General features: G+C 44.1%; 28 protein-coding genes and 1 riboswitch. Of the genes, 22 read left to right on the top strand and 6 right to left on the bottom strand.

The genetic code is table 11. The features are described from left to right. Positions 1-11: 11 nt before the first annotated feature. Entirely contained in the window at positions 12-461 is a 450-nt protein-coding gene (locus ABT56_RS16215; protein WP_047879927.1) for a DUF3069 domain-containing protein, read from the bottom strand. Positions 462-702: 241 nt separating this feature from the next. Here ABT56_RS16215 and ABT56_RS16220 point away from each other — a divergent pair, with 241 nt between their 5' ends. The 19 genes from ABT56_RS16220 to ABT56_RS16305 all read left to right on the top strand — a co-directional run bounded on the left by ABT56_RS16220 (position 703) and on the right by ABT56_RS16305 (position 16,421). Further along, positions 703-1,650 (top strand): GGDEF domain-containing response regulator, encoded by a 948-nt coding sequence (locus ABT56_RS16220; protein WP_047879928.1) that lies wholly within the window; start codon positions 703-705, stop codon positions 1,648-1,650. A gap of 378 nt (positions 1,651-2,028) precedes the next feature. Then, positions 2,029-2,700, top strand: coding sequence for a YceH family protein (locus tag ABT56_RS16225; RefSeq protein WP_047879929.1), 672 nt, complete (start codon positions 2,029-2,031; stop codon positions 2,698-2,700). A 95-nt stretch (positions 2,701-2,795) separates the two neighbouring features. After that, on the top strand, positions 2,796-3,080 hold the full coding sequence (locus ABT56_RS16230; protein WP_047879930.1) for a GIY-YIG nuclease family protein: 285 nt from the start codon (positions 2,796-2,798) through the stop codon (positions 3,078-3,080). A 95-nt stretch (positions 3,081-3,175) separates the two neighbouring features. Then, positions 3,176-3,715: a YaeQ family protein gene (locus ABT56_RS16235; protein ID WP_047879931.1), complete on the top strand. Its 540-nt coding sequence runs from the start codon at positions 3,176-3,178 to the stop codon at positions 3,713-3,715. Positions 3,716-3,752: 37 nt separating this feature from the next. Then, the gene (locus ABT56_RS16240) at positions 3,753-4,400 is read left to right on the top strand and encodes a YdcF family protein (RefSeq protein WP_047879932.1); all 648 of its coding nucleotides are present in this window, start codon (positions 3,753-3,755) and stop codon (positions 4,398-4,400) included. A 571-nt stretch (positions 4,401-4,971) separates the two neighbouring features. After that, positions 4,972-5,181, top strand: coding sequence for a Flp family type IVb pilin (locus ABT56_RS16245; protein ID WP_047879933.1), 210 nt, complete (start codon positions 4,972-4,974; stop codon positions 5,179-5,181). A 37-nt stretch (positions 5,182-5,218) separates the two neighbouring features. Next, positions 5,219-5,626: a prepilin peptidase gene (locus ABT56_RS23675; protein ID WP_169753941.1), complete on the top strand. Its 408-nt coding sequence runs from the start codon at positions 5,219-5,221 to the stop codon at positions 5,624-5,626. 10 nt (positions 5,627-5,636) lie between these two features. Beyond that, positions 5,637-6,458, top strand: coding sequence for an RcpC/CpaB family pilus assembly protein (locus ABT56_RS16250; RefSeq protein ID WP_047879934.1), 822 nt, complete (start codon positions 5,637-5,639; stop codon positions 6,456-6,458). Further along, on the top strand, positions 6,458-7,792 hold the full coding sequence (locus ABT56_RS16255; RefSeq protein WP_047879935.1) for a type II and III secretion system protein family protein: 1,335 nt from the start codon (positions 6,458-6,460) through the stop codon (positions 7,790-7,792). The genes ABT56_RS16250 and ABT56_RS16255 overlap by 1 nt, the downstream gene beginning before the upstream one ends. Further along, positions 7,789-8,262, top strand: coding sequence for a hypothetical protein (locus ABT56_RS16260; RefSeq protein ID WP_047879936.1), 474 nt, complete (start codon positions 7,789-7,791; stop codon positions 8,260-8,262). Before ABT56_RS16255 ends, ABT56_RS16260 begins: the two co-directional genes overlap by 4 nt. A 3-nt stretch (positions 8,263-8,265) precedes the next feature. Continuing rightward, a complete protein-coding gene (locus tag ABT56_RS16265) occupies positions 8,266-9,507 on the top strand; it encodes a CpaE/TadZ family protein (RefSeq protein WP_047879937.1) in 1,242 nt (413 codons plus the stop codon). Next, positions 9,504-10,772, top strand: a complete 1,269-nt coding sequence (locus tag ABT56_RS16270; RefSeq protein ID WP_047879938.1) for a TadA family conjugal transfer-associated ATPase — start codon at positions 9,504-9,506, stop codon at positions 10,770-10,772. The genes ABT56_RS16265 and ABT56_RS16270 overlap by 4 nt, the downstream gene beginning before the upstream one ends. A gap of 3 nt (positions 10,773-10,775) precedes the next feature. Beyond that, positions 10,776-11,684, top strand: a complete 909-nt coding sequence (locus tag ABT56_RS16275) for a type II secretion system F family protein (protein ID WP_047879939.1) — start codon at positions 10,776-10,778, stop codon at positions 11,682-11,684. Further along, on the top strand, positions 11,684-12,529 hold the full coding sequence (locus tag ABT56_RS16280) for a type II secretion system F family protein (RefSeq protein ID WP_084722337.1): 846 nt from the start codon (positions 11,684-11,686) through the stop codon (positions 12,527-12,529). Before ABT56_RS16275 ends, ABT56_RS16280 begins: the two co-directional genes overlap by 1 nt. 6 nt (positions 12,530-12,535) lie before the next feature. Further along, a complete protein-coding gene (locus tag ABT56_RS16285; RefSeq protein ID WP_047879941.1) occupies positions 12,536-13,252 on the top strand; it encodes a tetratricopeptide repeat protein in 717 nt (238 codons plus the stop codon). A gap of 5 nt (positions 13,253-13,257) precedes the next feature. Further along, positions 13,258-13,743: a TadE family protein gene (locus ABT56_RS16290; RefSeq protein WP_047879942.1), complete on the top strand. Its 486-nt coding sequence runs from the start codon at positions 13,258-13,260 to the stop codon at positions 13,741-13,743. Next, positions 13,724-14,278: a tight adherence pilus pseudopilin TadF gene (gene tadF / locus ABT56_RS16295; protein WP_053062528.1), complete on the top strand. Its 555-nt coding sequence runs from the start codon at positions 13,724-13,726 to the stop codon at positions 14,276-14,278. The genes ABT56_RS16290 and tadF overlap by 20 nt, the downstream gene beginning before the upstream one ends. 1 nt (position 14,279) lies before the next feature. Beyond that, the gene (locus ABT56_RS16300; protein WP_047879944.1) at positions 14,280-15,773 is read left to right on the top strand and encodes a TadE/TadG family type IV pilus assembly protein; all 1,494 of its coding nucleotides are present in this window, start codon (positions 14,280-14,282) and stop codon (positions 15,771-15,773) included. A gap of 6 nt (positions 15,774-15,779) precedes the next feature. Beyond that, on the top strand, positions 15,780-16,421 hold the full coding sequence (locus tag ABT56_RS16305; protein ID WP_047879945.1) for an OmpA family protein: 642 nt from the start codon (positions 15,780-15,782) through the stop codon (positions 16,419-16,421). A 140-nt stretch (positions 16,422-16,561) separates the two neighbouring features. On the opposite strand, the gene thiD is transcribed toward ABT56_RS16305, so the two are convergent. Both thiD and ABT56_RS16315 read right to left on the bottom strand, forming a co-directional pair. Beyond that, positions 16,562-17,389 carry a bifunctional hydroxymethylpyrimidine kinase/phosphomethylpyrimidine kinase gene (thiD, locus tag ABT56_RS16310; protein ID WP_047879946.1) on the bottom strand — a complete coding sequence of 276 codons (828 nt, stop codon included), beginning with the start codon at positions 17,387-17,389 and terminating at the stop codon, positions 16,562-16,564. Positions 17,390-17,459: 70 nt separating this feature from the next. Beyond that, positions 17,460-17,572, bottom strand: a riboswitch (TPP riboswitch). A gap of 170 nt (positions 17,573-17,742) precedes the next feature. Further along, on the bottom strand, positions 17,743-18,306 hold the full coding sequence (locus ABT56_RS16315; RefSeq protein WP_047879947.1) for a PhnA domain-containing protein: 564 nt from the start codon (positions 18,304-18,306) through the stop codon (positions 17,743-17,745). A gap of 232 nt (positions 18,307-18,538) precedes the next feature. Here ABT56_RS16315 and ABT56_RS16320 point away from each other — a divergent pair, with 232 nt between their 5' ends. Both ABT56_RS16320 and ABT56_RS16325 read left to right on the top strand, forming a co-directional pair. Then, on the top strand, positions 18,539-19,018 hold the full coding sequence (locus tag ABT56_RS16320) for a hypothetical protein (protein ID WP_047879948.1): 480 nt from the start codon (positions 18,539-18,541) through the stop codon (positions 19,016-19,018). Between the two features lie 171 nt (positions 19,019-19,189). Next, positions 19,190-20,428, top strand: coding sequence for a trypsin-like serine protease (locus tag ABT56_RS16325; protein ID WP_047879949.1), 1,239 nt, complete (start codon positions 19,190-19,192; stop codon positions 20,426-20,428). 71 nt (positions 20,429-20,499) lie between these two features. Here the strand turns inward: ABT56_RS16325 and ABT56_RS16330 are convergent, their stop codons facing one another. After that, entirely contained in the window at positions 20,500-21,786 is a 1,287-nt protein-coding gene (locus tag ABT56_RS16330) for a cytosine deaminase (protein ID WP_047879950.1), read from the bottom strand. 12 nt (positions 21,787-21,798) lie between these two features. Next, complete coding sequence (codB, locus tag ABT56_RS16335; RefSeq protein ID WP_047879951.1) at positions 21,799-23,040, bottom strand: cytosine permease; 1,242 nt, start codon at positions 23,038-23,040, stop codon at positions 21,799-21,801. A 777-nt stretch (positions 23,041-23,817) separates the two neighbouring features. On the opposite strand from codB, the gene ABT56_RS16340 reads away from it, so the two are divergent. Continuing rightward, the gene (locus ABT56_RS16340; RefSeq protein WP_047879952.1) at positions 23,818-24,480 is read left to right on the top strand and encodes a response regulator transcription factor; all 663 of its coding nucleotides are present in this window, start codon (positions 23,818-23,820) and stop codon (positions 24,478-24,480) included. A 39-nt stretch (positions 24,481-24,519) separates the two neighbouring features. On the opposite strand, the gene ABT56_RS16345 is transcribed toward ABT56_RS16340, so the two are convergent. Beyond that, positions 24,520-24,783: an Lpp/OprI family alanine-zipper lipoprotein gene (locus ABT56_RS16345; RefSeq protein ID WP_047879953.1), complete on the bottom strand. Its 264-nt coding sequence runs from the start codon at positions 24,781-24,783 to the stop codon at positions 24,520-24,522. Between the last annotated feature and the right edge of the window lie 172 nt (positions 24,784-24,955).

The raw sequence follows: 24,955 nt of genomic DNA on the forward strand, positions 1-24,955 counted from the left end.
AATCCTGCGTATTACGCGAAGATTGCTAGGAATTCACGCTTCATTGGTGGGTTGCGGCGTGCTTTCTTAAGTTGCTTACACATGTCTTTAACGCAGCTGTGCAGTACTTTGTCTAGCATTACGGCTTTGTATTCAGCAAACTCGTCGTCGCTCATATCAGCCGGTTTTTCTGTTTCTTGCATTTCGCCAAGGAAATCAACACCAGAGTAGCTTTGGCTTAGAGAAACAAGAGCGTGGAACTGCTCGAAGTTGTCCAATACGTTTTGTGCGCTGGCTGGAAGTTGATCCCAAGCTTCACGAGTTGATGGCTCAGACACTTTGTAAACATTGATCAGCATGTCGTGCAGTTCAGCAGGAACTTGCTCGAATTCAACCAGTTTGCGTAGTTCAGGAGAACAGTCGGCAAGAGAAAGTGTTACTTCTTCAACGTGAGTATTTTCGGTGTTTGTCATATCAGACATCGCTATATTCCTGTAGCGTAGATGAAAATTAAGGGGGTGAATGCTATAGCCCTGCCGGGAAATGTCAATAATAAGCTTATCATCGATTTTTTATCATTTGTCTCATCTTAGGTGAATAGGCGATAACAATATCTTCGTTGTCTCTATCACACTGTATTGATCATAGTAGTAAAGATTAGTAGGCACTGTTAATTGCTGTGCTATAACTATGTTAAACAATTTAAATCAATAGGATGCAGCAATGGAAGCGATGCGGATTTTACTGGTTGATGATGTCCATCTCGAGAGGATGCAATTGGCAATGCGCTTGCAACGTCTAGGCCATATTGTTGAGGCAGTAGCATCGGGGCATGAAGCCATCGCTCGCTACCCCGTATTTGACCCAGATCTGGTATTACTGGATGTGAGTATGCCGGATATGAGTGGTACAGAAGTTGCGCAGCAGTTGCGTATTAAGCATCCTGATTGGATTCCTATCATTTTTCTAAGTGGGCATGATGAGCCTGAGATGATCGACAAGGCAATTGATATGGGGGGCGATGATTATATCGTTAAGCCCGTTAACAAGATTGTATTGGCGGCAAAGCTAAAGGCAATGCAGCGTATCGCACATATGCGTCATCAGTTGAAGAAAGCCTCAGAAGAGTTGGAGCAAGCTAATGATCGGCTGTCACAGCAAGCCAATGAGGATGGCTTGACTCACCTAGCCAATCGCCGGATGTTGGATGCCAAGCTAAATGAGTTTATATCTTGGCATGGGCGCAGTAATTTGCCGATGACCGTCATTATGATAGATGTCGATCACTTCAAGCTTTACAATGACCACTATGGCCACTTGGAAGGCGACCGTTGTCTTAAGGAGGTTGCAAAGGCCTTGAAGAAGACCTTTAGTCGAGCTGGTGAGCTGGCTGCCCGTTATGGTGGGGAGGAATTTGTTATTGTCATCAGCCACTGCGATAAAACCCGAGCGGTACGAGAATGTGAACGTTTGAAGTCTTGCATTCAGGCGCTTGAAATTCCGCACTTGAAATCTAAAACCGCAGACATTGTTACCGTTAGCCAAGGCATGGTCTCGTGGGTACCTACAGGGCTTGAGACGGCCGAAAATATGTATCAAATCGTAGATAAAGTCCTTTATAAAGCCAAAGAGCAGGGGCGAAATCGATTTGTTGCCGCTGAGTTTACTTAACCCCATATTTTCCTAATCCGTTAGAACGTGTTCGCATGTTCTCCATGCAAGCTACCTTATTATTTGAATAAATAGAGGTAGCTTGGATGGTGGTGACGGTTTTGTTGCCTCCTTCTTCCTTACTCCGCATTTCTTTGACTCCTTCTTTTGTTTTGCTCTTGACCCCGGTAGTTTGCGGCTAACTTGGCAATAGCTGATTGTTTTACCAGCAACTAACGCCTTTAACGCTTGTTGTATTGTGATGACGTGATAATCTCCTTGTGCATGTACGCAGTGTGTCTTCAAGTGGGGGGCAAGTGATAGCGTGGTTACTTGCTAAACTGAGTGAATCAGTACCCAGTTGAATTCATAATGTCAAAATAGGGGTGAGGGAAGATCATGGATATGTGCTTTTCACAGACAGAAGTTCGAGTATTAGGTTGCTTGCTTGAAAAAGAGGTAACTACTCCAGATCAATACCCATTAACATTGAATGCACTGACAACGGCCTGTAACCAGAAAAGCAATCGTGACCCTGTCACGTCGCTCACAGACGCCGAAGTGCAAGACACCGTTGAAACGTTAATTTCCAAGCGAGTAATTCAAGAAGTTACTGCTGGCTTCGGTAGTAGAGTGTCGAAATACCAGCATCGATTCTGCAATACTGAGTTCAGTACATACCAGTTTAGTGAGCAGGAAAAAGCGACAATTTGTGTGTTGCTGTTGCGCGGGCCTCAGACTGCGGGGGAAATCCGTACGCGAACTAACCGTTTGTGCAAGTTTTCTGATGTCAAAGAGACTGAATCCGTTTTGGCTTCGTTGGCGGAACATAGCAAAGGACCTTTTGTTGTTCGCTTGCCGGTAGAGCCAGGGAAACGCGATCCTCGCTATATGCACTTGTTCAGCGGTGAGGTTGATTTGGAAGCCCTACAGCAGCAAGTTGCAGCAAGTCGTTCTTCTGCTGTTGCAGGCGCATCAAGTGAACGTATCGAGGCATTGGAAGAAGAGGTTGCATCGTTACGCAGCGAAGTTGCTGAGTTGCGGCAGATGATAGACTCTCTGCTTGCATAGAATTGTTAACTAAGCCCAGCATCGCTGGGCTTAGTTTTTTATTACGTTATACCCAAACTGCTGGGTGTAAGTCATTTTGGGAACAGACATTCCATATGGCGAAAGTAGAGGCAATTTGGTCGGTCTATTTGATTAGGACGAAAGCAAATCAACTGTACTGTGGGGTAACTACAGACGTTGAGCGTCGTTTCCACGAGCATCAGTCATCCGCTAAAGGCGCTAAATATCTCAAAGGGAAGGGGCCGTTGACGCTGGCTTGGACATTAGCCGTGGGTGACAAGCGCAAAGCGATGCAGCTCGAGTATAGAATTAAGCAGTTAAATAAGCAGGCTAAAGAAAAATTGGTTGTCGGGGAGATCCAGCCTCCTTTGTCAGTTTAGATAATAACGGCGGTAGAGTCGTTGTATTCGGAGCGGAATCGGCTCCGGAATCATTTGCGTATAACCTATTATGGGTTGGTTTAGGAATAACGAATATGGCACTTAAAGCCACCATTTATAAAGCGAACATGAACGTGGCAGATATGGATCGTCACGTATATCTCGATCAGGCACACACATTGGCTTGCCATCCGTCTGAAACGCTGCAGCGTTTAATGTTACGGTTGGCGGTATGGGGCTTTAATGCCGATGAAGAATTGGTTTTTACCAAAGGGCTATGTGATGCCGATGAGCCGGTGTTGTGGAAGAAAAATTACACTGACGATATTGAGCTATGGGTTGATTTGGGTCTGCCGGATGAAAAGCGCATAAAGAAAGCGGCACACAAAGCGGATAAGGTACTGATTGCTGCCTATGGTGATAATGCAGCTCCGATTTGGTGGAAACAGAACAAGACCAAAATCGAACAGTATGGCAATATTTCCGTTGTATTCTTTGATGATGAGACGTTAGCGCAATTGGAGGCCATGGTTGAGCGTACCATGCAGCTACAGTTGACTATCGAGGGTGAGCAAGGCTGGCTGAGCTGTGGTGAGCACAATTGCACACTTGTTCCACAATGGTGGTTGCGTTAAAACATTATTTCTAGATTAGCTGCAGAAGGAGTTTGCTATGTCATCAACGGCGCATGCCTTAGCCCAGAAAGTGTGGGACTACCACCAGTTAAACCATACGCTCGTACCAAGTGACGGCTTATTCGTGCTGTGCAGCAATGATTTGCGTGTCGCCGAGTATGCTGCTGAGCTGTATTTACAAGGATATGCACCTTGGATAGCCTTTTCGGGTGGCGTAGGGGCACTAACAGAAGGCCTATTTGATTGTTCGGAAGCTGAGGCATTTGCTGCTGTGGCTCAGGATATGGGGGTTCCGAAAGAGGCGATCTATATCGAACCGGCATCGACAAATACGGGTGAGAATATTCGTTTTACCCGTACTTTGCTCGAAGATAAGGGGATCAGTGCTGAGCGACTTATTCTGGTTCAGAAACCTTTTATGGAACGTCGGGCCTATGCCACTTGCCAGCGTTTGTGGCCGGAGCAAGCCGTTATTGTGACATCGCCAAGGATTAGCCTAGACGATTATCCGAATGAATCTCTCACTTATGCTGAGGTCATTAATGTGATGGTTGGGGATTTGCAGCGAGTTATGGATTATCCCCAAAAAGGTTTTTCGGTTAAACAAGATGTCCCAATAGATGTTTTGAGCGCCTATGAAAAATTAGTGGGCTTAGGCTTTGATGGTCATCTGATACAGTCATAGAGATGTTCGAGAGGGTGATATTTAGATAAGCTGCTCTCATCATTGAATTTGGTGAATACTTATGAATAGCACGATGAAAATCGTGCTTTTTTTTGCAAATATTTCTGTCATGTCAGTTTTTAGCGTGCGTAATGTAACATGGAGTTTTTGGGGTTATTTTGACTCCAGTATAGCAATTGAACAATTTCAACATGTGCTGCATGCATGGTTTGGTTGAAATTTGAGCATATAAAATGCAAGATAAAATTACTTTTGACGCGTGTGTCAGAAAATTGTCAATAAATGCCAAATTGTAAACCATTTATAATCAGTTACTTATCTATTAAACAGGTCGCTGTACCATATTTTGATAAGTGTAATTTGTTGTTACGATTAATGATTTTGATTTTACTCTTGATTTCTGATTTGATTATATTGCAGCGAAAGCAAATTCATACCACTAACAATATAATAATGCCTGAGTTTTACGTGGCTTAAATTAATATTAGTTTGTTTGTGATGTCATAATATTTGTATCTATAAGTATTGATGATAATTTCTATTTATAGAACAGCCTTTATAAGGAAAACCCATGCTAACTTCTGTATATGCAAAAGTTGATGCTTTTTTGTCTGCTTACAAAAATGATGAGCGCGGTGTTACTGCAATTGAATATGGCCTAATTGGTGTTGCTATGGCTGTTGTACTAGGAACTATTTTTGCGAAAGATGGTTCAGTTATTACCAGCCTGACAGAAGCATTTACAAAAATTTCTGATACGCTGTCAGACGCAAGTAAATAACCAATTTTCTCTAATGCTATATTTAATAACATTAGGGATGTTTCTTGCTTATATCAGCATAAAAGATATCTTCTATCGGAAAATAAAAAATACTGATGTATTGATTGTTCTCGTCTTATCACTGCTTTTGTGTGTGACTCAGCAAAATACAATTCATTCATATAGTTTTTTGATGATAGCGACGCTAACCATTTTGCTCGTTGCAATACATGCATTCGCAGCAGGTGATAGCAAGTTGGCAACGGCGTTGTCCGTTGCCATCCCTTTCTCTGAATTGTCGCTGGCAATTTGGGTAACACTGGTAGTTGGCGGCATTCTGGCATTGTTTTACTGGGTAAAGTACCGACTATATCGTCGTGCTGCGCGCGGACAGGATCCTGGTATTCCTTACGGGGTTGCTATTTCCATCGGGTTCTATCTTTCTCTCCTTTCCTCTTACCTATGAACCTGAATTTATGAGTTCTAAAGTTATTTTCTTTATCGCTTTCCTTGCTGTAGTTACTGGGTTATATGGTGTTTATGATGCACTGACACCAGTGCATCAATCTGAGCAAGCTGCACCGATTCAAGAGCAACCACTGCAGTATGTAACAATTTGGCGCAGTAAAGATAATCTAAAAAAAGGCCAAGCAATAAAAGCTGATGAATTGGTAAGAGAACAGGTTTTGCTTGATGAAGCCATTAAGTTTGGTATTAATTCAGATATTGAATTAGACTTTGCTCCAACCACATTGCTTAATGTTGATGTTCCGAAGGGAGCGTTGGTTTTTTCAGAATATCAAACGAAAAAAAATCAAGTTGGCTATCTGGATTTATTGGTTAGAAATGGGAAGACATTATATCCATTGCATGTGTCTACTCGAAATCTAATTAATGGTTATATCCATCCTGGTGATTATATTGATATTCTTACAATTAGTTCGCCAAGTGAAAACCTATCTTCTCAAAATAATCTCGTATCATCATTTGATGGTCTAGAAGCAAGACTATTCCTTTCTCATCTTCGAGTGATGAATATCGGCGATGAGTCCAACGATGTTGTGACGGCGAAGGCGGCAATGGAAACGGATGGGATGACAACCATCATCATTGAAGTCGATCCGGATGATATCGCACGTTTGTCATTGGCTCAAAAAACAACCCAGATTGAAATATATCGCAGCCAACACTACCGCGGTGCGCTTGATGCCGTCGTAAGTGATGTTATTAACAACTATAGCGGCGTTGTGGAGTTGCGAGGCTCAACCAATACGTCGAATTTTGGGGGACTGGATTGATGCTGCTACGAATTGTGTTGCTCGTTATGTGTATTGTTGCGCCGTTGACGGTTCATGCCGGTGATCGCTATATCACGCTTAACGATGCCCAAGATATCCATCTTCAACAGGATATTGAAAAAGTATTTATTAGTGCGCCGACCGTAGCCGATTATCAGGTCATAGATAAGCATACCTTGGTTGTGTTTGCCAAAAGTGTGGGGCAGGCTCGTTTGATTGCCTATGGCAATGATGGTCAAGTGCTGTTGTCCCAGCGTATTTGGGTTGATCTTGATCTGACTCAGATTCGTCGTCAGCTCCAGCTGCATTTTCCCAATTTGGCGATCAAACTTGAGTCGGTGGGGGAGCAGGTTGCCGTGAGTGGTACGGTTTACTCTGAACAAGAACGCGATGATGTCTACCGCACGGTGGCGACGCTGTTAAAGCGAGCTAAAACCGAGAGGTATGAAAAAACAGATAAGCTCGAGTTCCAAGATTCGGGGATGGAAGAGCCCGAAAGTATGATCTTTGCCCGCAACAATACATGGGAAGGCATTATCGAGCAGCTTAAAGTTGCCAGCGTACAACAGGTCAACGTGAAGATTTCGGTGGCTCAAGTCTCAGAAACTTTTGCTAAAACGTTGGGTACGGATTGGAGCACGCTGGGTGCCAGTGTGGGTCAGTTTGCCTTTGCCCGTTTTAAGCCTGCTGATCTCAGTACGCTGATCACCGCCTTGGCTGACGATAGTATGGCGCAGATTCTGGCTGAGCCGAATTTAACCGTATTATCTGGTGAGTCAGCCAGCTTTTTGGTTGGCGGCGAGGTGCCGGTGATTGTGACCTCGAACAATAACGTTAATATCACGTTCAAAGAATTTGGCATCAAGCTAGATTTGACCGCCAAGGTTATGAGCAATGAGAAAATTCGGATGCAGCTCGCACCCGAAGTCAGTGACGTGACGAAATATATCAAAACGGCCGGCATGGAAGTGCCTCAATTAGCGACTCGCAAGGCAATGACAACCGTCGAATTGGCTGATGGCGAAAGTTTTGTGCTGGGCGGGCTAATGAGCAGCAATGATTTGGAGCAACTGCAGAAAGTGCCGTTGATCGGCGATCTACCTATTCTTGGTGCTGCATTTCGTAAGTCTGTTACCGAGCGCAAGAAAACAGAGTTGCTGATTGTTGCAACGGTTAATCTGGTTAAGCCGGTCTCACCTGAGGCAATTCAGTTGCCCTACATCAAGAAGACCTCAACCCTGTCTCGGTTGTTTAATGTACGTAATACCTCCAAGGGTGATCAAGCAGATGCCTTGGCTATTGATCTTCTGTCTCGAGGGGGATTCATCGAATGAAAAAGTGGATTGGGCTATTAACGGTATTGTTGTGCAGCGGTTGTTCTGACGCCTTGTATCGCGAGCAGGGGGCCGAAGCCTTGTATGTACCAGAGCAACATACCTATACGGTCTCTTTGGAACACTCCAAAACGGATATTGCCACTGAGTTGGAAGCCATTGTGAAGAACGCGATGAAGACCGATCGAGGTGTTGAGGTTCGTTATGCCTATCGTACCGCACGAGGTAAGGCTCTTGCGATGGCGCAAACAAAAGTGTTGGCAGCAATGGGATTGGCTCCCAGTCAGTTTGCGGTGGTTTATGATCCTGCATCGGCCGGTGATCTGACGGTCATCGTCTCATTGGCTAAGTTGGTGACCGAGACCTGTCCGCCGTTGGTGCTGGGGGGGCACAATGTTCGACGAGATTGTTTTGTCGAATCAATGAGAATGAAGCAAGTTGCTTATCCGAAGCATGTTTTGGGGCACTAACCGATGTTCGATTTAGCGAAAGCCATTAGCAAAAATGTTGCACCTCAGTTGCCGGTCGTGAATGGCCCCAAAAGCTGTACCTTGATTTACCAGTCACAGGCATGCCTAGCGTTGGTTCAGGAAGTTTTCGTATTCGAAGGCTGGAATCCGCCAATGGTAGAGAAAGAAGCCTTGCGTTCTTCAGAGTTTGATAATTCCGGGCTTAATGAAATCATTATTCTTGAGCTGAACGAATCGGCTAATGTCGTTGAAGATGCTAAGCGTTTTGCTAGCCAGATCCCGACCCACAAAGGGGTGATCATTTTTGGCAAGGAAGATGCAATTTCGACGCTGCGCGCGCTTAAAGACATGGGTTTCTACTATGTTTTCTGGCCTGTCACCAAGCAAGAGTTGGCTGATTTCCTGTCGCATGTGAGCAAGAACCTGCAGACATTTTCTGGGGTGAGTAACCTTCGAAAAGCCAAACGTGTTGCTGTGGTGGGGTCCAAAGGTGGGGTAGGGACGACAATGCTCTCTACAGAAATAGCGTCGGTACTGGCTTCTGATGGCACAGATACGGTCTTGGTCGACCACCAATATGAGGACAGTAATATTGATGTAATGCTCTCTATCAAAGGGCTGAAACGGCACAATATTACCGAAATGACGATGCCTCTGCATGAGCTTGATGATGAAAGCGCAATCAGCTTTTTGACGAAGGTTCGTGCGAATTTGCGGTTGCTAGCCTTGGATGGCGGTGAGTCGGATTACCAATTACTTGGTTTTAATCGGACGTTATGTCAATTACTTGGTCGTAATACCAACTACATTATTGAAGATTTTTCTGCTAGTACAGGGTTTAGAACCGATCCTCTGAGTTTGGTCGAACACAATGATGTTGTCGTTGTTGTGATTGAGCCTTCCGTCTCTTCTGTCCGTAATGCGCGTCGACTGATTGAGCGAATTGCCAACCTTCAAATATCAGATACAAAAAAATTACGCGTTTTGACGGTTTTGAACAGTCACCGTCCTGATTCTGCCTTTGTGCTGAGCAAAGAAGAAGTTGCGGAATACCTAACAGTGCCGATTGATGTCTATTTGCCGTTTAGCCGTTCTTTGGGGCGTTTGATTTTAGAAGGCAAGCGGGCACACAAGCATGACCGCCAGATGCAGCAGAGCCTTGATGAGCTAGTCAGGTTGATCAATGGGCAGCGCAACGAAACCAAGAGTCGAGTCAGCCAGCTACTAAGGATGTTTAAACGATGAGTGCCAATAAGCAGCTTTATTTAGCTTTTCGCCAGCAGATTTTTGATGCGCTTGATGCAGAAGCCGTCCAGCAGATGGGGCGTGACGAGCTAGAAAAGCAAATTCAGAATGCGGTAGAGATCCTGGCGCGAGGAACTAACCGTCCAATTACCGCAATGATGCGTGCAGGCTTGGTGAAAAGCCTGCTTGACGAATTGTTGGGGCTTGGCCCGCTGCAGCCACTTATCGAGGATCAGTCGATCACAGACATCATGGTTAACGGTCCGGACAATATTTTTTTCGAGCGTAACGGTAAGTTGCAACGCTCGGATATTACATTCGTTAACGAGCCTCAACTGTTGGAAATTGCCAAGCGCATTGCGGCGCGTGTTGGCCGACGGGTGGATGAAATGTCGCCGACAGTGGATGCTCGCCTTGAAGATGGCAGCCGGGTCAATATTGTTATCCCGCCCATCGCGCTTGATGGAACCGCGATCTCTATCCGTAAGTTCCGTGAACAGAAAATTGGATTGGAAGAGCTAATCAGCTTTGGTGCACTGTCTTATGAAATGGCGCGTGTGCTGATGATTGCTGCGCGTTGTCGTTTGAATATTTTAATCTCGGGTGGTACTGGTTCGGGTAAAACAACGTTGCTTAATGCATTGTCGCAATATATCGATAATGATGAGCGTGTTATCACCATTGAGGATGCGGCAGAACTTCGCTTGCAGCAGCCTCATGTTGTACGCCTAGAGACGCGTGCCGCCAGCATAGAGAATACCGGTGCGATCTATCAGCGTGATTTGGTGATTAATGCCCTGCGTATGCGCCCTGATCGAATTATTTTGGGCGAGTGCCGTGGTGCTGAGTCTTTTGAAATGCTCCAGGCGATGAATACTGGCCATGATGGTTCGATGTCAACCTTGCACGCCAACTCGCCGCGTGATGCCATTGCCCGTGTTGAGTCTATGGTGATGATGGCGAACTTGAATCAGCCGTTGGATGCTATTCGCCGTACTATTGTTAGCGCGGTGCAGTTGGTCATTCAGGTTAACCGTCTTCGTGATGGTTCGCGTAAGATCACTAGTATTTCTGAGATCGTGGGTCTTGAAGGAGATAATGTCGTAATGGAGGAGATTTTCCGTTTCCAGCCTGATGACACCCACTTTAGTGAGAAAGTACAGGGGCAGTTTGTTACTCAGGGCATTATGCAGCGTTCAGAACTGATGAAAAAAGCACAGTTCTTTGGTTTGCATAATGAGCTGATGGCTGCGTTTAGGCAGTAAGCGATGTTCTTTTCCTTATCTTTGATTTTGTTCGGTATCGCCCTATATCTTTGGTGGGGCGGTAAGCGTGCTCGAAAAGTTTCATATTTTGAAGATATTAGCCAAGATGTTCCCAAGCTCGAATTTCAAGCAATAAATGTTAAAAGCCTGAACAAAGGCGGTCGGTTTCAGAGAATCAAGGATGAGTGCAGTCCGATCCTCGCCATGCTGGGAGATCGCGCTACGGTCATCATTACGGTTTTTCTCAGTACTGTGGTTATGGTGGCTTGGTACATTAACTCGCAATTGCTGCATTTGCATTCGCAGTGGGTAACCTTGCTGTTTCCTGTGGTAATGATTTGGATGGGGTGGGGCTGGCTGATCAAGAAACGCCGTAATGATTTTGAACGTAGTTTTCCTGATGCATTGAATTTATTGATGAGTGCGGTTACGGCCGGTGATAGCTTGATGCAGGCCATCAGTTATGTGGGTGAAAGTCTAGATAACGGGATAGGGCGTGAGTTTAAAAATATGGGCGAACGTCTGAAAATGGGCGAAAGCCCTGATGTTGTTTTTCAGCGTGCCAGCAAAAATTACCCTTATCCGGCTTTTTTGTTTTTTGTTGTGACAATGCGGGCCAATATGGCCCGTGGCGGCCAGTTGAAAAGCGTATTGGCTCGCTTGATTCGTGTATTGGTCGATGCACGTACGCTTGAAAAGAAAAAGATGGCGATGACATCAGAGGCACGTATCTCTGCCAAAATTGTCGCAGCCATTCCAGTGCTATTCATGGTGTTGTTAAACTATATTAATCCGGCAAATGTGGATTTTATATTGAATGACCCTCAAGGCCGTTATGTTCTTTATTATGTACTAGGCAGTGAAGCGATTGGTTTAGGCATTGTTTGGCTGTTGGTTCGGAGTGTGAAGTAGTGGCTATTTTTATATCTATTATATTGTTTGCTGTTGTTTTCGCTATTTTGTTCACTCGACATTATAAAAGTAGGCGTGCTAAGGCTAATGCGCGAGTCTATTTTAATATGCATCGTGAAAGCATGATTGAACGATTGAATATTATGCTGGTGCGTTTTGGACAGAAATACAGGAAGGAACTCGAGCAAAAATTGATTGATGCTGGTATTTATAATACCAATTTTGCTAAATATTATTTTCCGATAAAAATGTCAGTTATTGGAATGGTTAGTATATCTATTGTCATGAGTGATTTCTCTAGTAGTAATAAACTTGTGATCGGTATGCTTTGCATGATTGCCATTATTGTAATTCCGGATATGGTATTAGCCGCACGTAAGGCGGCATTGATCCGAAAAACATCGCAGCAATTGCCTTATATGCTGGATATGATGTCGGTATGCGTACAGACCGGAATGACCATTGAGGCATCGCTGGTGTATCTTGGTGCTGAATTGGAATCGTTCGATAAGGACTTGTGCTTTCAAATACGTAAAACATCAGATTCGGCCCGATTATATGGGCTCGAAAAAGCCCTCAATGATTTAAGCGAGAGGATCCCGACCAGTGAAGTACGTAGTTTTGTTCTTACTTTAATCCAAAACTTACAATACGGTACATCGATTGCTAATGTATTGAGTGATTTATCGGAAGATATGCGAAAGATGGAAGTGCTGACGATTGAGGAAAAGATCGGAAAATTATCAGCGAAAATGAGTATTCCATTGATTTTATTTATCATGTTTCCAATTGTTATTTTGATTTTGGCTCCTGGAATCATGCAAATGTCACTAGATATCGGATAATCGGCTATGAAAAAAAATCAGTTTGTCATTGCGACTATGGTGGTAGCATTATTGAGTGCATGTTCGTCTACCGTAGTACCTACTACAACCGTAACTGATATGACTAAATTGGGTAACACTCAAGGTGTGATTGAATATTACAAACAGCAATTAGTTACCCATTCTGACGATGAGTCTATTATGATTAAATTGGCTGATGCGTATTTTAAATCTGGAGATGTAGAGTCAGCATCATTTTATGTCCATCATGTTCTTGAAAAAAATCCACGGATTGAAAATGCTCAACTTTATGTATTGTTAGGTGATATATATAGTCGGCAAATGCAATATCAGAAGGCACTTTCTGCATTTGATAGAGCCTATGTAAGTGGTGATGCTAGTGCTGATTTACATATTCGCCGCGGTATGGCTTATACCGAGTTGAAACAATATTCTGACGCAGAAGATGAATTTAATGCAGCACGCCTTAACGGCGGTGATGATCTGACAATAAAGAATAATCTTGCGGTACTGATGTTAGCACAAGGGCAATATAAATCAGCCGTTGAGATGCTTATGCCTGTTTATAGACAGAACCCTAATAATCAGACATTGAATGTTAACCTTGCAATTGCATTGATAAAAGCAGGCAATAAGGACACTGCAATTGACGTATTGAAGACGATGTATGGCCACGAAGATTTGAATAAACTTGTGTTGCAAGTACAGCAGATGGGGCAATAAGTCTTATGAGACTGGCAAGGCAGAAAGGTGCTGCTACCATCGAGTTTGCACTTGGCGGGATCCTGTTGATGCTGGTCTCGTTCGCAGTTATCGAGGTTTGTTTTCGCATTTATGTCGTCAATGTGACGGAATATGCCTTACGAGAAACGATCCGTGAGACGAAAACATATCAAGGTAAAAGTAACTACGATCGCTATCAGATGCAGTTTAATCGTTTTTTATCTCAAGAAGGGACTTTATGGCATTTTTTGGTAGCCAAAGATCAATTTACTCTGTCTGCAAAATATTATAAGTCATACCGTGATTTGGTTGATAATCGAGCCGCGAGTGCGAGTGATGTTTCACCTGAGTATGTATTGGCAGATATAACCCTTTCTTATTATTACCAGCCACCTTTATTGGCTTTAGCAGATAAAAAAGTCACGATTTCGCGATCGATGTTATTGAACTTAGAGCATGAAGGATGGCCCGGTGAAGATATTGGTCGGTAAGCAAAAACAGCACGGGGCAATGGTTGTTGAGTTTGCACTGGTGCTGTTTATGTTGTGTGCATTGTTTGTTTTTGTTTCTGATCTTAGCCATCAGTTATTGGTGCGCTCGCAGCTTGACCGAGCAAGTTTTTCATTGGTTAACATATTGAAAGAACGCACTCGTTATTATGGGTCAATGGTTGATGGCAAGCCAGTACCTAGATTTGAACTGTCGCAAAGAGATATTAGTGATATGCAGAGATTGGCAGGGCGCTTGCTTGATACTCCCGTTGATGATGTCGCCATTAGTATTGAAGCTATCGTTGATAATGATATTCAGCCCGCTTTTACGAGTGCCGCGTTTAGGCGTCTGGGATGTGTGCCAGTGTCGTCGATGGTGTCAAATCGGGACTTGGTTCCCGTGGAAAATGGTAAGGCATATCCGCTATATCGAGTGACCTTGTGTTCGCCCGTTTCTTCGTGGTTTGCACCATTTATGGGGATGAAACGTAAAAATCCCACGGTCGTTTCTAGCTCAATTATGCCAGGCCGTTAATATGAATGGGTCATTTTATCGAGCACAAAAAGGTGTTGCCGCAATATGGTTTGCGATGTTGCTGGTGCCGTTAATGGCGCTGATCTTTTTGGCAATTGAAGGAACGCGGTATATTCAGGAAAAAAGTCGGTTGGAAGATGCCACCGAAGCCGCTGCTTTGGCGATTACAATTGCCGACAATAGGAGTAAAGCCAAATCCATGGCTGAAGATTATGTTCGGGCATATGTACGAGATATTGATGCCATCAATATAAAAACGGTTCGTACATTTCAAGATAGCAAGCCTAACATTGGTCAGGAAGAATATGTGCAATACAGCGTTGATGCCAGAACGTGGCAGCATACGTGGTTTACGAGTTCCCTTATTCCTTCTTTTTCGCCCGAGCAAGATATTGCTGGTCATTCACTGGCTAAGAAATATCCTCAGTATCTTGGCGATAGGGATGTCGATATTGTTTTTGTTTCTGATTTTTCAGGTTCAATGAACAGAAGTTGGCAGGGACGTTCGCAGTTGTTTTGGTTGAAGAATGCCATCAATAGGATTTCATCTAATATTTTGGTACCTGATCCGGATGATCACATTATCAAAAACCGAGTGGCCTTTGTTCCGTTCAATATGCGGGTACAAGACAAAATCAACAATAGGCTGATTTGCAATACTCAGCTTCGATATAACAATTACCGAAGCTCGGTGAGTACGCTGGATTACGAAGAAGTTGATTGGTCTTTTTGGGCACCATACAGTCTCAATACTCTTAAGCAATGTCGCCTGAATTCTCGAGATTGTCCTGGCTATTCAAGAACTACCAAGCATCATCGGCGAGAGGAAGCCAGACGAATCTATGATGTATTGTCTACTAACTCATGGCGTTTGATTGACCACCCGTATTATGTTGATTATTCGCAGACAGTTGCTGATGCATTTGTAAATAAAGTGGACTATGAACAACTGCATTATGACAGTTCAGAGAACTATCTATATAGCCAAAAGTATAACTGTTCGCGTGGTTCTGACGCATTCTGGACGATAGGATTGTCATCGTCTCAATCGGCGCTATATAGGGTGCAGCAGATGGGGGCAAACGGCGCAACGGCGGCCTATCAAGGAATTTTGCGCGGAGCGCAGGTAATGGCTGAAGGGCGTCCAAAAAGCCATGATCCAAAGGTATTGAAAGCATATCGAGAGCGCTTGAAGATGATCTTGATATTGAGTGATGGCGAGGAATCTCCATATCGAAATGTTCTACCCGAGTTAGTTAACAGAGGGTTATGCGATAAGATTCGTGCTGGTTTTAGCGATAGCGAACAGCCGCTATATATCGGTGTTGTCGGCATTAATTTCAATGCTAGCCATCAGAGTGGTTTTCAACGCTGCGTGGTTAATCCCGATGAAGATATTATTGATGTCAACGATGTTGATGATCTGATAGATAAAATTGAAGAGTTAATTAAAAAAGGTGCCCGTTCAAGCGGTATTACAAAACTGTACGGATAATTAAAAATGTTGAAAAAGTTATTTCCACTCGTGTGTTTATTACCATTGAGCTGCGTTGCCGCTAGTGGTGATGATCTGGCGATTGAAAGTTATTGTAGTACTGGTCAGTATGCCGTTGTCCATCGGGTCGAAATTGGGCAGGTGCAGGGTATCGGTCAGCATCGGAATGGTTTTTTGCAAATATCGGTCCCCAGTGAGTCAAAAGCCTTGAAGAAGGCATTGTTGGATGCTGCGCAGCCTCTGGGGATATCGGCCCAGTGCATAGAGTATCTTGATGGCAAGCAACTGCTAGTAATGACAGGCGATAAGTCTCTTCAGTCGTCATTACTTGGACGGGTCTATTTTGACTTTGACAATGCCCAGTTAACCCCATTCTCTAAACAAATTTTGGATTATGTCGCTCGTCAGTTAGCAAAATCCGAACAGGTTGTCGCATTGCAGGGCAATACGGATAATCGTGGTAGCCAAAAATACAACTACCAACTAGGTATTAAGCGAGCTGAGCAAAGCGCAGATTATTTGCATGGAAAGGGGATTCGATCACAGCGTTTGCTTGTAGAAAGTAAAGGTGAGCAGGCCCCCATAGAAACCAACGATTCCGAATTTGGTCGTGAGAATAACCGTCGGGTAGATATTATCTTGCCGTAATGATTTTGGGTTGATAATTCGTACGCATGAAAAAGCCAGCCTTTTTAGGGCTGGCTTTTTTATTGTCTATGAAAAGCCGTTGGGTTGCTGTGCAATAGTAAATGCTCATCCGCAGATCGATGCTGAATGAGAAGGTTTGTCTAGCTTGGTTTACCGTTGAAGGCAAAGAAGTGATGGACCGGCCCATGCCCGGAACCAATCTTCAAATCGTCAGCGTGTCTGAGCGCGTCTGTAATATATTGCTTGGCAAATTTGACGGCGATTGGAAGGGGATAGCCCTGGGCAAGAAATGAGGCAATGGCAGCAGAGAGGGTACAACCCGTGCCGTGGGTATTGCGTGTGGCAATTCTGGGTGTTGAAAGACGAATGACCTCATTGGGCAAGATAAGGAGATCAGTACAGCTTGCAGCTTGTTCTAAATGTCCGCCTTTAAGCAAAACGGATTTTGCACCCAATAGGCGCAGCGCATCAATGAGGGTTTCCATTTCATCTTCAGAAGTGGGAATTGGGCAGCCTAGTAGGGCGGCGGCTTCAGGCAAATTGGGGGTGATGATATCAGCTAGCGGTATTAGCTCAGATTGCAGGGTGGAAATAGCCGTTTGTTCAAGCAGCAAATCACCGCTGGTTGCCACCATAACGGGATCGATAACAAGGAACTTAGGTTGGTATTGCTGCAATTTGTTTGCAACGGCTTTTATGATGCGACTATCGCTAAGCATGCCGATTTTGACTGCTTGAATATCGAGATCAGAGAATACAGCGTCTAATTGTTGTTCGACAAATGAAGGATCGATTCCTAAGATACCACTGACACCTTGGGTATTTTGTGCTGTAAGGGCGGTAATGACAGAGCAGGCATAGCTGCCCGTAGCGGAAATTGCCTTGATGTCTGCTTGAATACCGGCACCACCACCACTGTCCGAGCCAGCGATAGTCAGTGTGATGGGAGTCTTGGATGGATTGGCCATGTCTACCTCGTTATTCGGCGTGGGTAGCGTGGCTTTTCTATGGGGGTAGTTGGTTTACACCTATAGAGGGAACAAAGTCATGCTAGTTCCCTACGCCATTATTAAATGGATCAGGTTCAACGGGTCCCACTCTTTGCGCTTGGCGGTGGTGGTCTCAGCCTTTTGGCTCCCCGACTAACTCTGTTTATATTAACAGATATATTCTTGAAAATTCAATTTGAGATAGATTCTTAGCTTTTGATCCACGTTGAGGTATCAAACTCATCATATTCAAAGAATGGCAAATAAAATTTGATGGCGTCTATTATAAAAAAACCGCCATAAAGGCGGTTTTTTTGGAAAGAGTCAGGCTCTTATTTCTTACGGCAATATTCAGCAATGATGAACATTGTCTGACCGTTTACTTTGCCTTGAATGTGCTTAGGATCATCAGTCAGGTTAACACCACGAACAGCAGTACCCTGCTTGATTACCATGCTTGAACCTTTAACTGGCAGGTCTTTGATGATAGTAACATCATCGCCTTTTTTCAGTTCAACGCCGTTTACGTCGCGTGGTTTGTCTTCGTCGGCTAGTAGGCCTTTTTCTGCCCACTCAATTTTGTCTTCTTCTAGGTACAGCATGTCTAGTAGATCTTGAGCCCAAGTTTCAGAAGACAGACGCTTAAGCATACGGTATGCCATTACCTGTACAGCTGGTTCTTGGCTCCACATGCTGTCGTTCAGGCAGCGCCAGTGGTTTTGATCTAGTGTTTCAGCATCTTCGATTTCGCTACGGCACTTTTCACATACCAGCACACAACTTGCAGCAGTTGAGTCTGGAGAGGCTGGTACTTCATATACTTTTAGATCATCAGTAGAAGAACACAGTTCACATTGCTCGCCAGCGCGCTGTTTTACGATTGATTCAATACTCATAGTTATTATCCGTAGATGTGTAATGGTAGAAGTTACCCATACAGGTAATTGTTCTGTTTATTATGCCATTAAATATAAATAATGGAAGGAATCAAGATCAAGATCACATTAATTAGCTATATTGTGTTCAAAATTCCAGCAGTTAACATTGTGTTTGTAATGATAGTGTGATGCAGGTGTGAGTGAAATGAGTCTATAATCTGAATAAAAATATTACTACATGAGGGATTATATGAAAAAAACATGTGTTTTTTTGTCATTGATGGCGCTATTCGGTTGTAACGATGATGATATGGAGGCTGCATTAAAGGGAGACACTCGGGTTTTTGCAGTTGATGGGGCGAAGGTGGATACCGTGCTCGTGAGTAAATATTACACGCTTGATGAGGCGGAAGCGTTGATCGTTATTCCCGATGAACTGCCGCGAGGTGATCTTGCCGGTTTGCAAAATTTGGGGGTAAAAGAAGAGGTTCAGTGTGGCTACATTGATACGACAGATGAAATTTGTTTTACGCTAAATGATTCAGCCAGTTGTTTACCAAGCGAGGTAAAAATGCTCGGTGTTAAAATCTATACGATTGATATTGAGAATATTGATGAAGCGGTAGATTTTGGTTTTTATCCTACCATTACCTCTCAGTTAACGGGGGCATTTATTGATTTCGATATTGAAAGTGCCCCTTGTCCATTAACAGGCAATGAGGTCATTTAAGTTCACTGTTAACAATGGGTTATGGAACTCGCATAGCACTAAAATGATGCAATGATGTAAGTTAACTCGAATGTGGGGCGTAATGACTCGCATTTTGTCATTCTTCTATCTGTGGTTTCTATAAGGGCTTGTTATTCTGCTCAGATTGAATGGATTCTGGAGTAGTTAGGAATGAAAAAAGCCCTTCTGGCCTTGGCGACCTCTATGCTTTTACCATCGATGATGGCAGGAGCATCGAATGTTACCCCTTATGTCGTTGGTGGTGATCCTGTAACCGATATCAGCAATCACAGTTGGATGGCTTCGTTGCGTGTTCTTCCTATGGATAATGCTCATAACTGTGGTGCGTCAGTCATTAGTGAAAACTGGGCATTGACAGCTGCCCATTGTGTCGTGAGTTATGATTCGAACTCGAAAAAGCACTTTGTAATTCAGCCGCACCAACTAAATCTTGCGGTTGGCTCACCAACGCTTGAGTTGACCGATGTTGGTCACCTTTATTCAATATCGCATGTCGTTGTCCATCCTGACTATTCACCGGGGGCTTTGGTTGAAGGTGACTTTGATGGTTCGCAAGAAGTGGTTAAAACTGCATTGCAGAATGATATTGCTCTACTGCGGGTTAGCCGTCCATTCCCATCGGATTCGGTGACACCGATTACTTTAGCGGCCCCAGATGTTGCCAGTGAGATCGATACCCGTTTGGCTCAGGAGTGGGATCCGGCAAACCGTGTTAAAAATAATAGGCTATCTGGATGGGGATTTGTTGATCCAGGTGCCAGTATTCTTCCTAATGAGCTTCAAGAGGCTTATTTGACCCATGTTCCTATTGCTGATTGTTTTGCCCTTATTGAGCAAGGTAATGGGATGCACGGTATTATAGCCAGCCCGTTCGATCAGACTAAGATATGTACTATAGCACCTGAGATTCGAGATGATATTGTGATTGATCCTGATGATCTGACCAATGAAGGGGAAGAGGAAGAGGATCAAGAGGAAGTGTTGGATGGTGATTACGGTGCTGACTCCTGCAAGGGAGACAGCGGTGGTCCGCTTCGCGCACAAGATGAGTTAGGTAATTGGGTTCAGGTTGGTATTGTGAGTGGTGGTGTGACAGGTATACCGACATGTGGTTCGGTTAATCGTCCATCATTCTATACTCGTGTTGGCACTTATTATAATTGGGTGATGCGAGTGATCGCGAAAGTGCCTGAGAATCCAATTTCGCCACCAGCTTACATCATTGAGCAGGATAAAGAGGCCAGTGGTAATGGATGTAATCCTAATGCAGATGGCATTTCACCAACGAACTGTGAAATGGGCAAATATGTTGATTCAAGCGGTGGCTCTACCGGGTGGGCATGGTTGCTAACATTGGCGGGTCTCGGGTTTATTCGACGTAAGCGCTAACCATCCGAGTTGCTTTTAAAAGAAACGGACGCATTTCAGCGTCCGTTTTTGTTTTGTGTTAAGTCGACGATTTAGCGACGAAAGGTGACAGGCTCAGCATTCTCTCCGAGATGAATATGAGTAACCGCTGGCTGCGTTTCAGCAATAATCTTGCCTTGGCGAATTGAGTAGCGAACAGGGACTTGGCGGCGAACGGCGTCAAAGCCGTTTTCTGCTGGCAGAATCAAAAGGTTGCCTGGCTTGCCCTCTTCGATGCCGTAGCGATCTTGAATGTTCAGAGTTCGCGCTGAATGAGTGCTGATCAGATCTAGCCCATTGTTGATTTGCTCATAGCCCATAACCTGACAGACATGGAGCCCCATGTGAAGTACTTGCAACATGTTTGCTGTGCCTAGTGGATACCATGGGTCAAAGACATCATCATGACCAAAGCAGACATTAATATTGGATGCTAGCATCTCTTTGACGCGCGTAACGCCACGTCGTTTTGGATAGTCATCGAAGCGCCCTTGCAAGTGGATATTTACCAATGGATTGGCAACAAAGCTAATACCCGACATTTTGAGCAAGCGGAACAGACGGGATGCATACGCGCCATTGTATGAATGCATTGCAGTGGTGTGGCTTGCCGTGACTTTATCACCCATCTCATATTTGTGGGCGAGTGCTGCGAGAGTCTCTACAAAACGAGATTGCTCATCATCGATTTCATCACAGTGCACATCAATGAGGCGGTCGTATTTACGTGCTAACTCAAAGGCAAAATGCAGAGATTCAATACCGTACTCACGGGTGAATTCAAAGTGGGGAATTGCACCGACGACATCTGCGCCCATTTTAACGGCTTGTTCCATTAATTCTTTGCCGTTAGGGTAGGAGAGAATGCCCTCCTGAGGGAACGCTACGATTTGAATATCAACCCATTCCTTCATTTCTTCTTTGACTTCAAGCATTGCTTTAAGGGCAATGAGCGTAGGGTCAGAAACGTCGACATGGGTACGGACATGCTGGATACCGTTGGCAATTTGCCATTTCAGCGTTTGCTTTGCACGGCGTTTGACATCTTCCACAGAGAGCATTGATTTACGTTCTGCCCAGCGTTCGATACCTTCAAAAAGCGTTCCGGAAATGTTCCAGTTAGGCTCACCGGCCGTTTGCGTGGTATCAAGGTGAATATGCGGTTCACAAAACGGAGCGATTGCCATGCCGTTTTCGCCATCCAAAATGACACCATCGAAGTGGAAGGCATCATCCATAGTTTTGATCGCTGTAATAGTTCCCTCTTCGATGAGGATTTGATGCAGGCCTTCCTTGCCACGTAGTGTAATGTTTTGAATTAGCATGTTTGTGCTTTGCATCGAGAACGATCCTTATGCATTTGCCGTTTGTTGGTTAGGTTTGCGGTTCAGTAGCGGGTTAAGTACAAGGTAGCTTACCGCGCCGCCGATAACGGCGTTGATAGGTACGACACCTGGCAGGAAGTGACCTGCTGCAACACCTACCGCAACACCCATGATTGCCGCCCAGTTAACTGTGTTGAATTCTGCGTTAGCAAAGTCTTTGTAACGATGACGGTTTTTCAGAAAATCTGCAATGATAATTCCGCCGATAGGAGGAATCGCCGCCGACAAGAAGGTTAGCCAGCCAACGAAGTTGTTGTACAGCCAAAGCGCACACAGGGTACCGATAAGGCCGTTTGCCATCGATAGGTACTTGCTGGACAGGCCGGTAATGTTTGAGAAACCCAGACCTGAAGCGTATAGCGCGTTGTCATTGGTTGTCCAGATATTCAAGCCGAGTACGATGATAGCTGGAATCAATAAACCTTGTGCAATCATTACTTCTGAGATGTCAGATTGGCCAGTTGCCGCAGCACCCGCAGCGCCAAATATAAACATCAGCGAATTACCGATGAAGAAGGCGATCATCGTGACCAGTACAGCTCCCATTGGCTTTTTGCCAAAGCGGACAAAATCAGCTGTTAGTGAGCCAGCAGAAATAAATGATCCGACTACTAATGCTAACGCGGTAGAAAATTCAATAGGGTTTTCCGGTGTAATGGTTTTGAGGCCTTCGATGCCCCCTGCACTGCCAACGGCTTCGAATACAGAGTAGCCACCAAGAATTGCGATGGCAGGAACAGCGATGGCGGAAAGAATCATGAGGGCGGAAATGCCGAAGTAGACTGTGGCGGTCATGAGTAGGCCGGAGACTAAAATAAGAATGTTAGTGTCGATGCCAGTCGCTTTTTGAACGGGAATAGCGAACATTGCGACCCCCACACCAAACCAACCAACTTGTGTACCGCCGAGAAGAAGAGAGGGAAGCCAAGAGCCTTTGGAGCCGAAAGAGAAACGAGCGAGAAGATGGGTGGAAAGTCCAGTGGAAGCGCCGATGTAACCGAGGAAGGAAGTGTAGATACCGAGGATGAGATTGCCAATAAGAACTGCGAGAAAGAAATCATTGAAGGAGAGTCCCGTTCCCAATGTTCCTCCTGTCCACATACTGGCTGAAAAGAAGGTTAACCCTAACATTACCATGGTTAAGGAGAGAACACCTTTGCGTGCCGTGCTTGGTACTGGACCAAGGCTGTAGTTGTTGTCGCTTGCCATTCTTAAACCTCTACATCTCGCTATTATCGTTATAAATCGCCTACCTTTTAGGTAAACGGCGCGTATTTTATGTTTTGTTTGTTTTCTGTCAATTATAAATTGATGCTTTTTGTTTGTTTTGATCTTTTAATTTTTAAAATCAATTGCTTAAAAATAAGGTTTTTTTGTTATCTTACGAATAAGTGTTGTTATTTTACGTGTTTTGAGTTTGGTTTCTGGTTTTAATCTGCGGTTTGATTTGATAGCGGTCTGTGCTGTCTGTTTTTTCATTATTGATTTATAGAGCTCGAGAAGTAAACGGTTGCGATTTCGATTTCATCTTAAGTGCGTGTTTTTGTGATATTTATTCTCATTTAAATCATATTTTTCTTTGGTAAATTACAGTTATGCTCCATTTTTGGGTTGAGATTGCTATTTTTGTATGTTTTGCAGAGAGGGTTTTGAACATCAGTAGTGTGCAGAATACGTTTTGTGAATATATTATGCTTTTTCTTATTAGCCTGTGGATAAGTGATTTATCCACAAAAGCTGTGAGTAACTCTGTGGGAAAGGCGTAGGGGCTATGAACCATGCCGCTTTCAGTAAAGTCAATACTTTATGATGCTAAAAGTGATGTAATCGTTTACGGTATTTGTTCTGAAATCCGTCATAGTTGGTTGGCTAGATATGATGGATGAGTTCGCTATCAACTCGTGGTTGTGAGCTTCTATTACTACTTGCTTGTACGCTGAGAATACATAGAATTACTATTTTCAATTCCCATAATATGAGAGTGTTTTGTCAAAGATTCTTGTCGTAGATGATGACCAGCTGCTTTGTGAGTTACTAGAAGAAGTGCTCGTTGATGAAGGCTATGATGTTTGCTGTGTTCATTGTGGTGATTCAGCATTACGTTACTTAGAAGAGCGGGGTGTTGACCTTGTTTTGTTGGACGTTATGCTGCCAACTATTGATGGGATGCAGGTTGCAAGACGTATCTGTCAACGTTTTGCAATACCTATAATGATGTTGACAGCGTTGGCTGACGAATCTTCATTACTTGATGGATTAGACGCTGGTGCCGATCATTATTTAGCTAAGCCTTTCCATGTGCCGGAGTTACTTGCTCGGATTAAAGCAATGCTGCGCAGAGTGGGGTTAGAAAAACAGCGTATTCATATGGCTCCTTCTGCGACTCCGATTTATGCTGAGCTTGATCGTGTTCCTTTGACTGGTACTGAAAAAGAATTGCTTGAATATTTGGTCAGCCATAATGGTATTGTGGTCTCAAAAGCCGAATTGCAAAAAGAAGTACTAAAGAAAGAACTCAGCCCGTTTGACCGAAATTTAGATATGCATATTAGTAATATTCGTCGCAAAATGGTGATGTCAGGTTTGTCTAAGAAGCATATCAAAACGGTAAGGGGATTAGGCTATAGTTTTCTGGAAACAGCCGGATAACGGTGGGGATAAAAAAAGAGGCGCCGAAGCGCCACTTTTTTATTTTCTATAGGAACTTGCAATGTTGTCAATACGCTGATTGGCGCGCATTGCTTCTTGATATGCAGCGTCAGAGGCTGCGCGTGCGTCGTTAACTGCACCTGCTAGTTGATCCTGCTGACTTTGCAGCGCACCTACTTGATCAGAGAGCATATCGACTTTATTTGTGAGCTGCTGCATTTGATCGACTTCATCTGAGCTAGAGCAACCTACAAGTGTTGCACTCAGAAGAATGCCTGCAAGGATAGATAATGAACGGTTCATTTTTCTTTCTTCTCCTTTGTTTGCCACTACAGACCGAGCGTTAAATTATCAGTCGGCAGAATTAGTATGGCAGATGTTGATGCATTTGCTGCTCGAACATTAATTTATCTTATTATTTTTCTCTCAAATATGAGAAAACCCGACTGAGCGGGTTTTCGCTGTTTTGAGTGTA

This window comes from Photobacterium aquae (assembly GCF_001029445.1).
Taxonomy (GTDB): domain Bacteria; phylum Pseudomonadota; class Gammaproteobacteria; order Enterobacterales; family Vibrionaceae; genus Photobacterium; species Photobacterium aquae.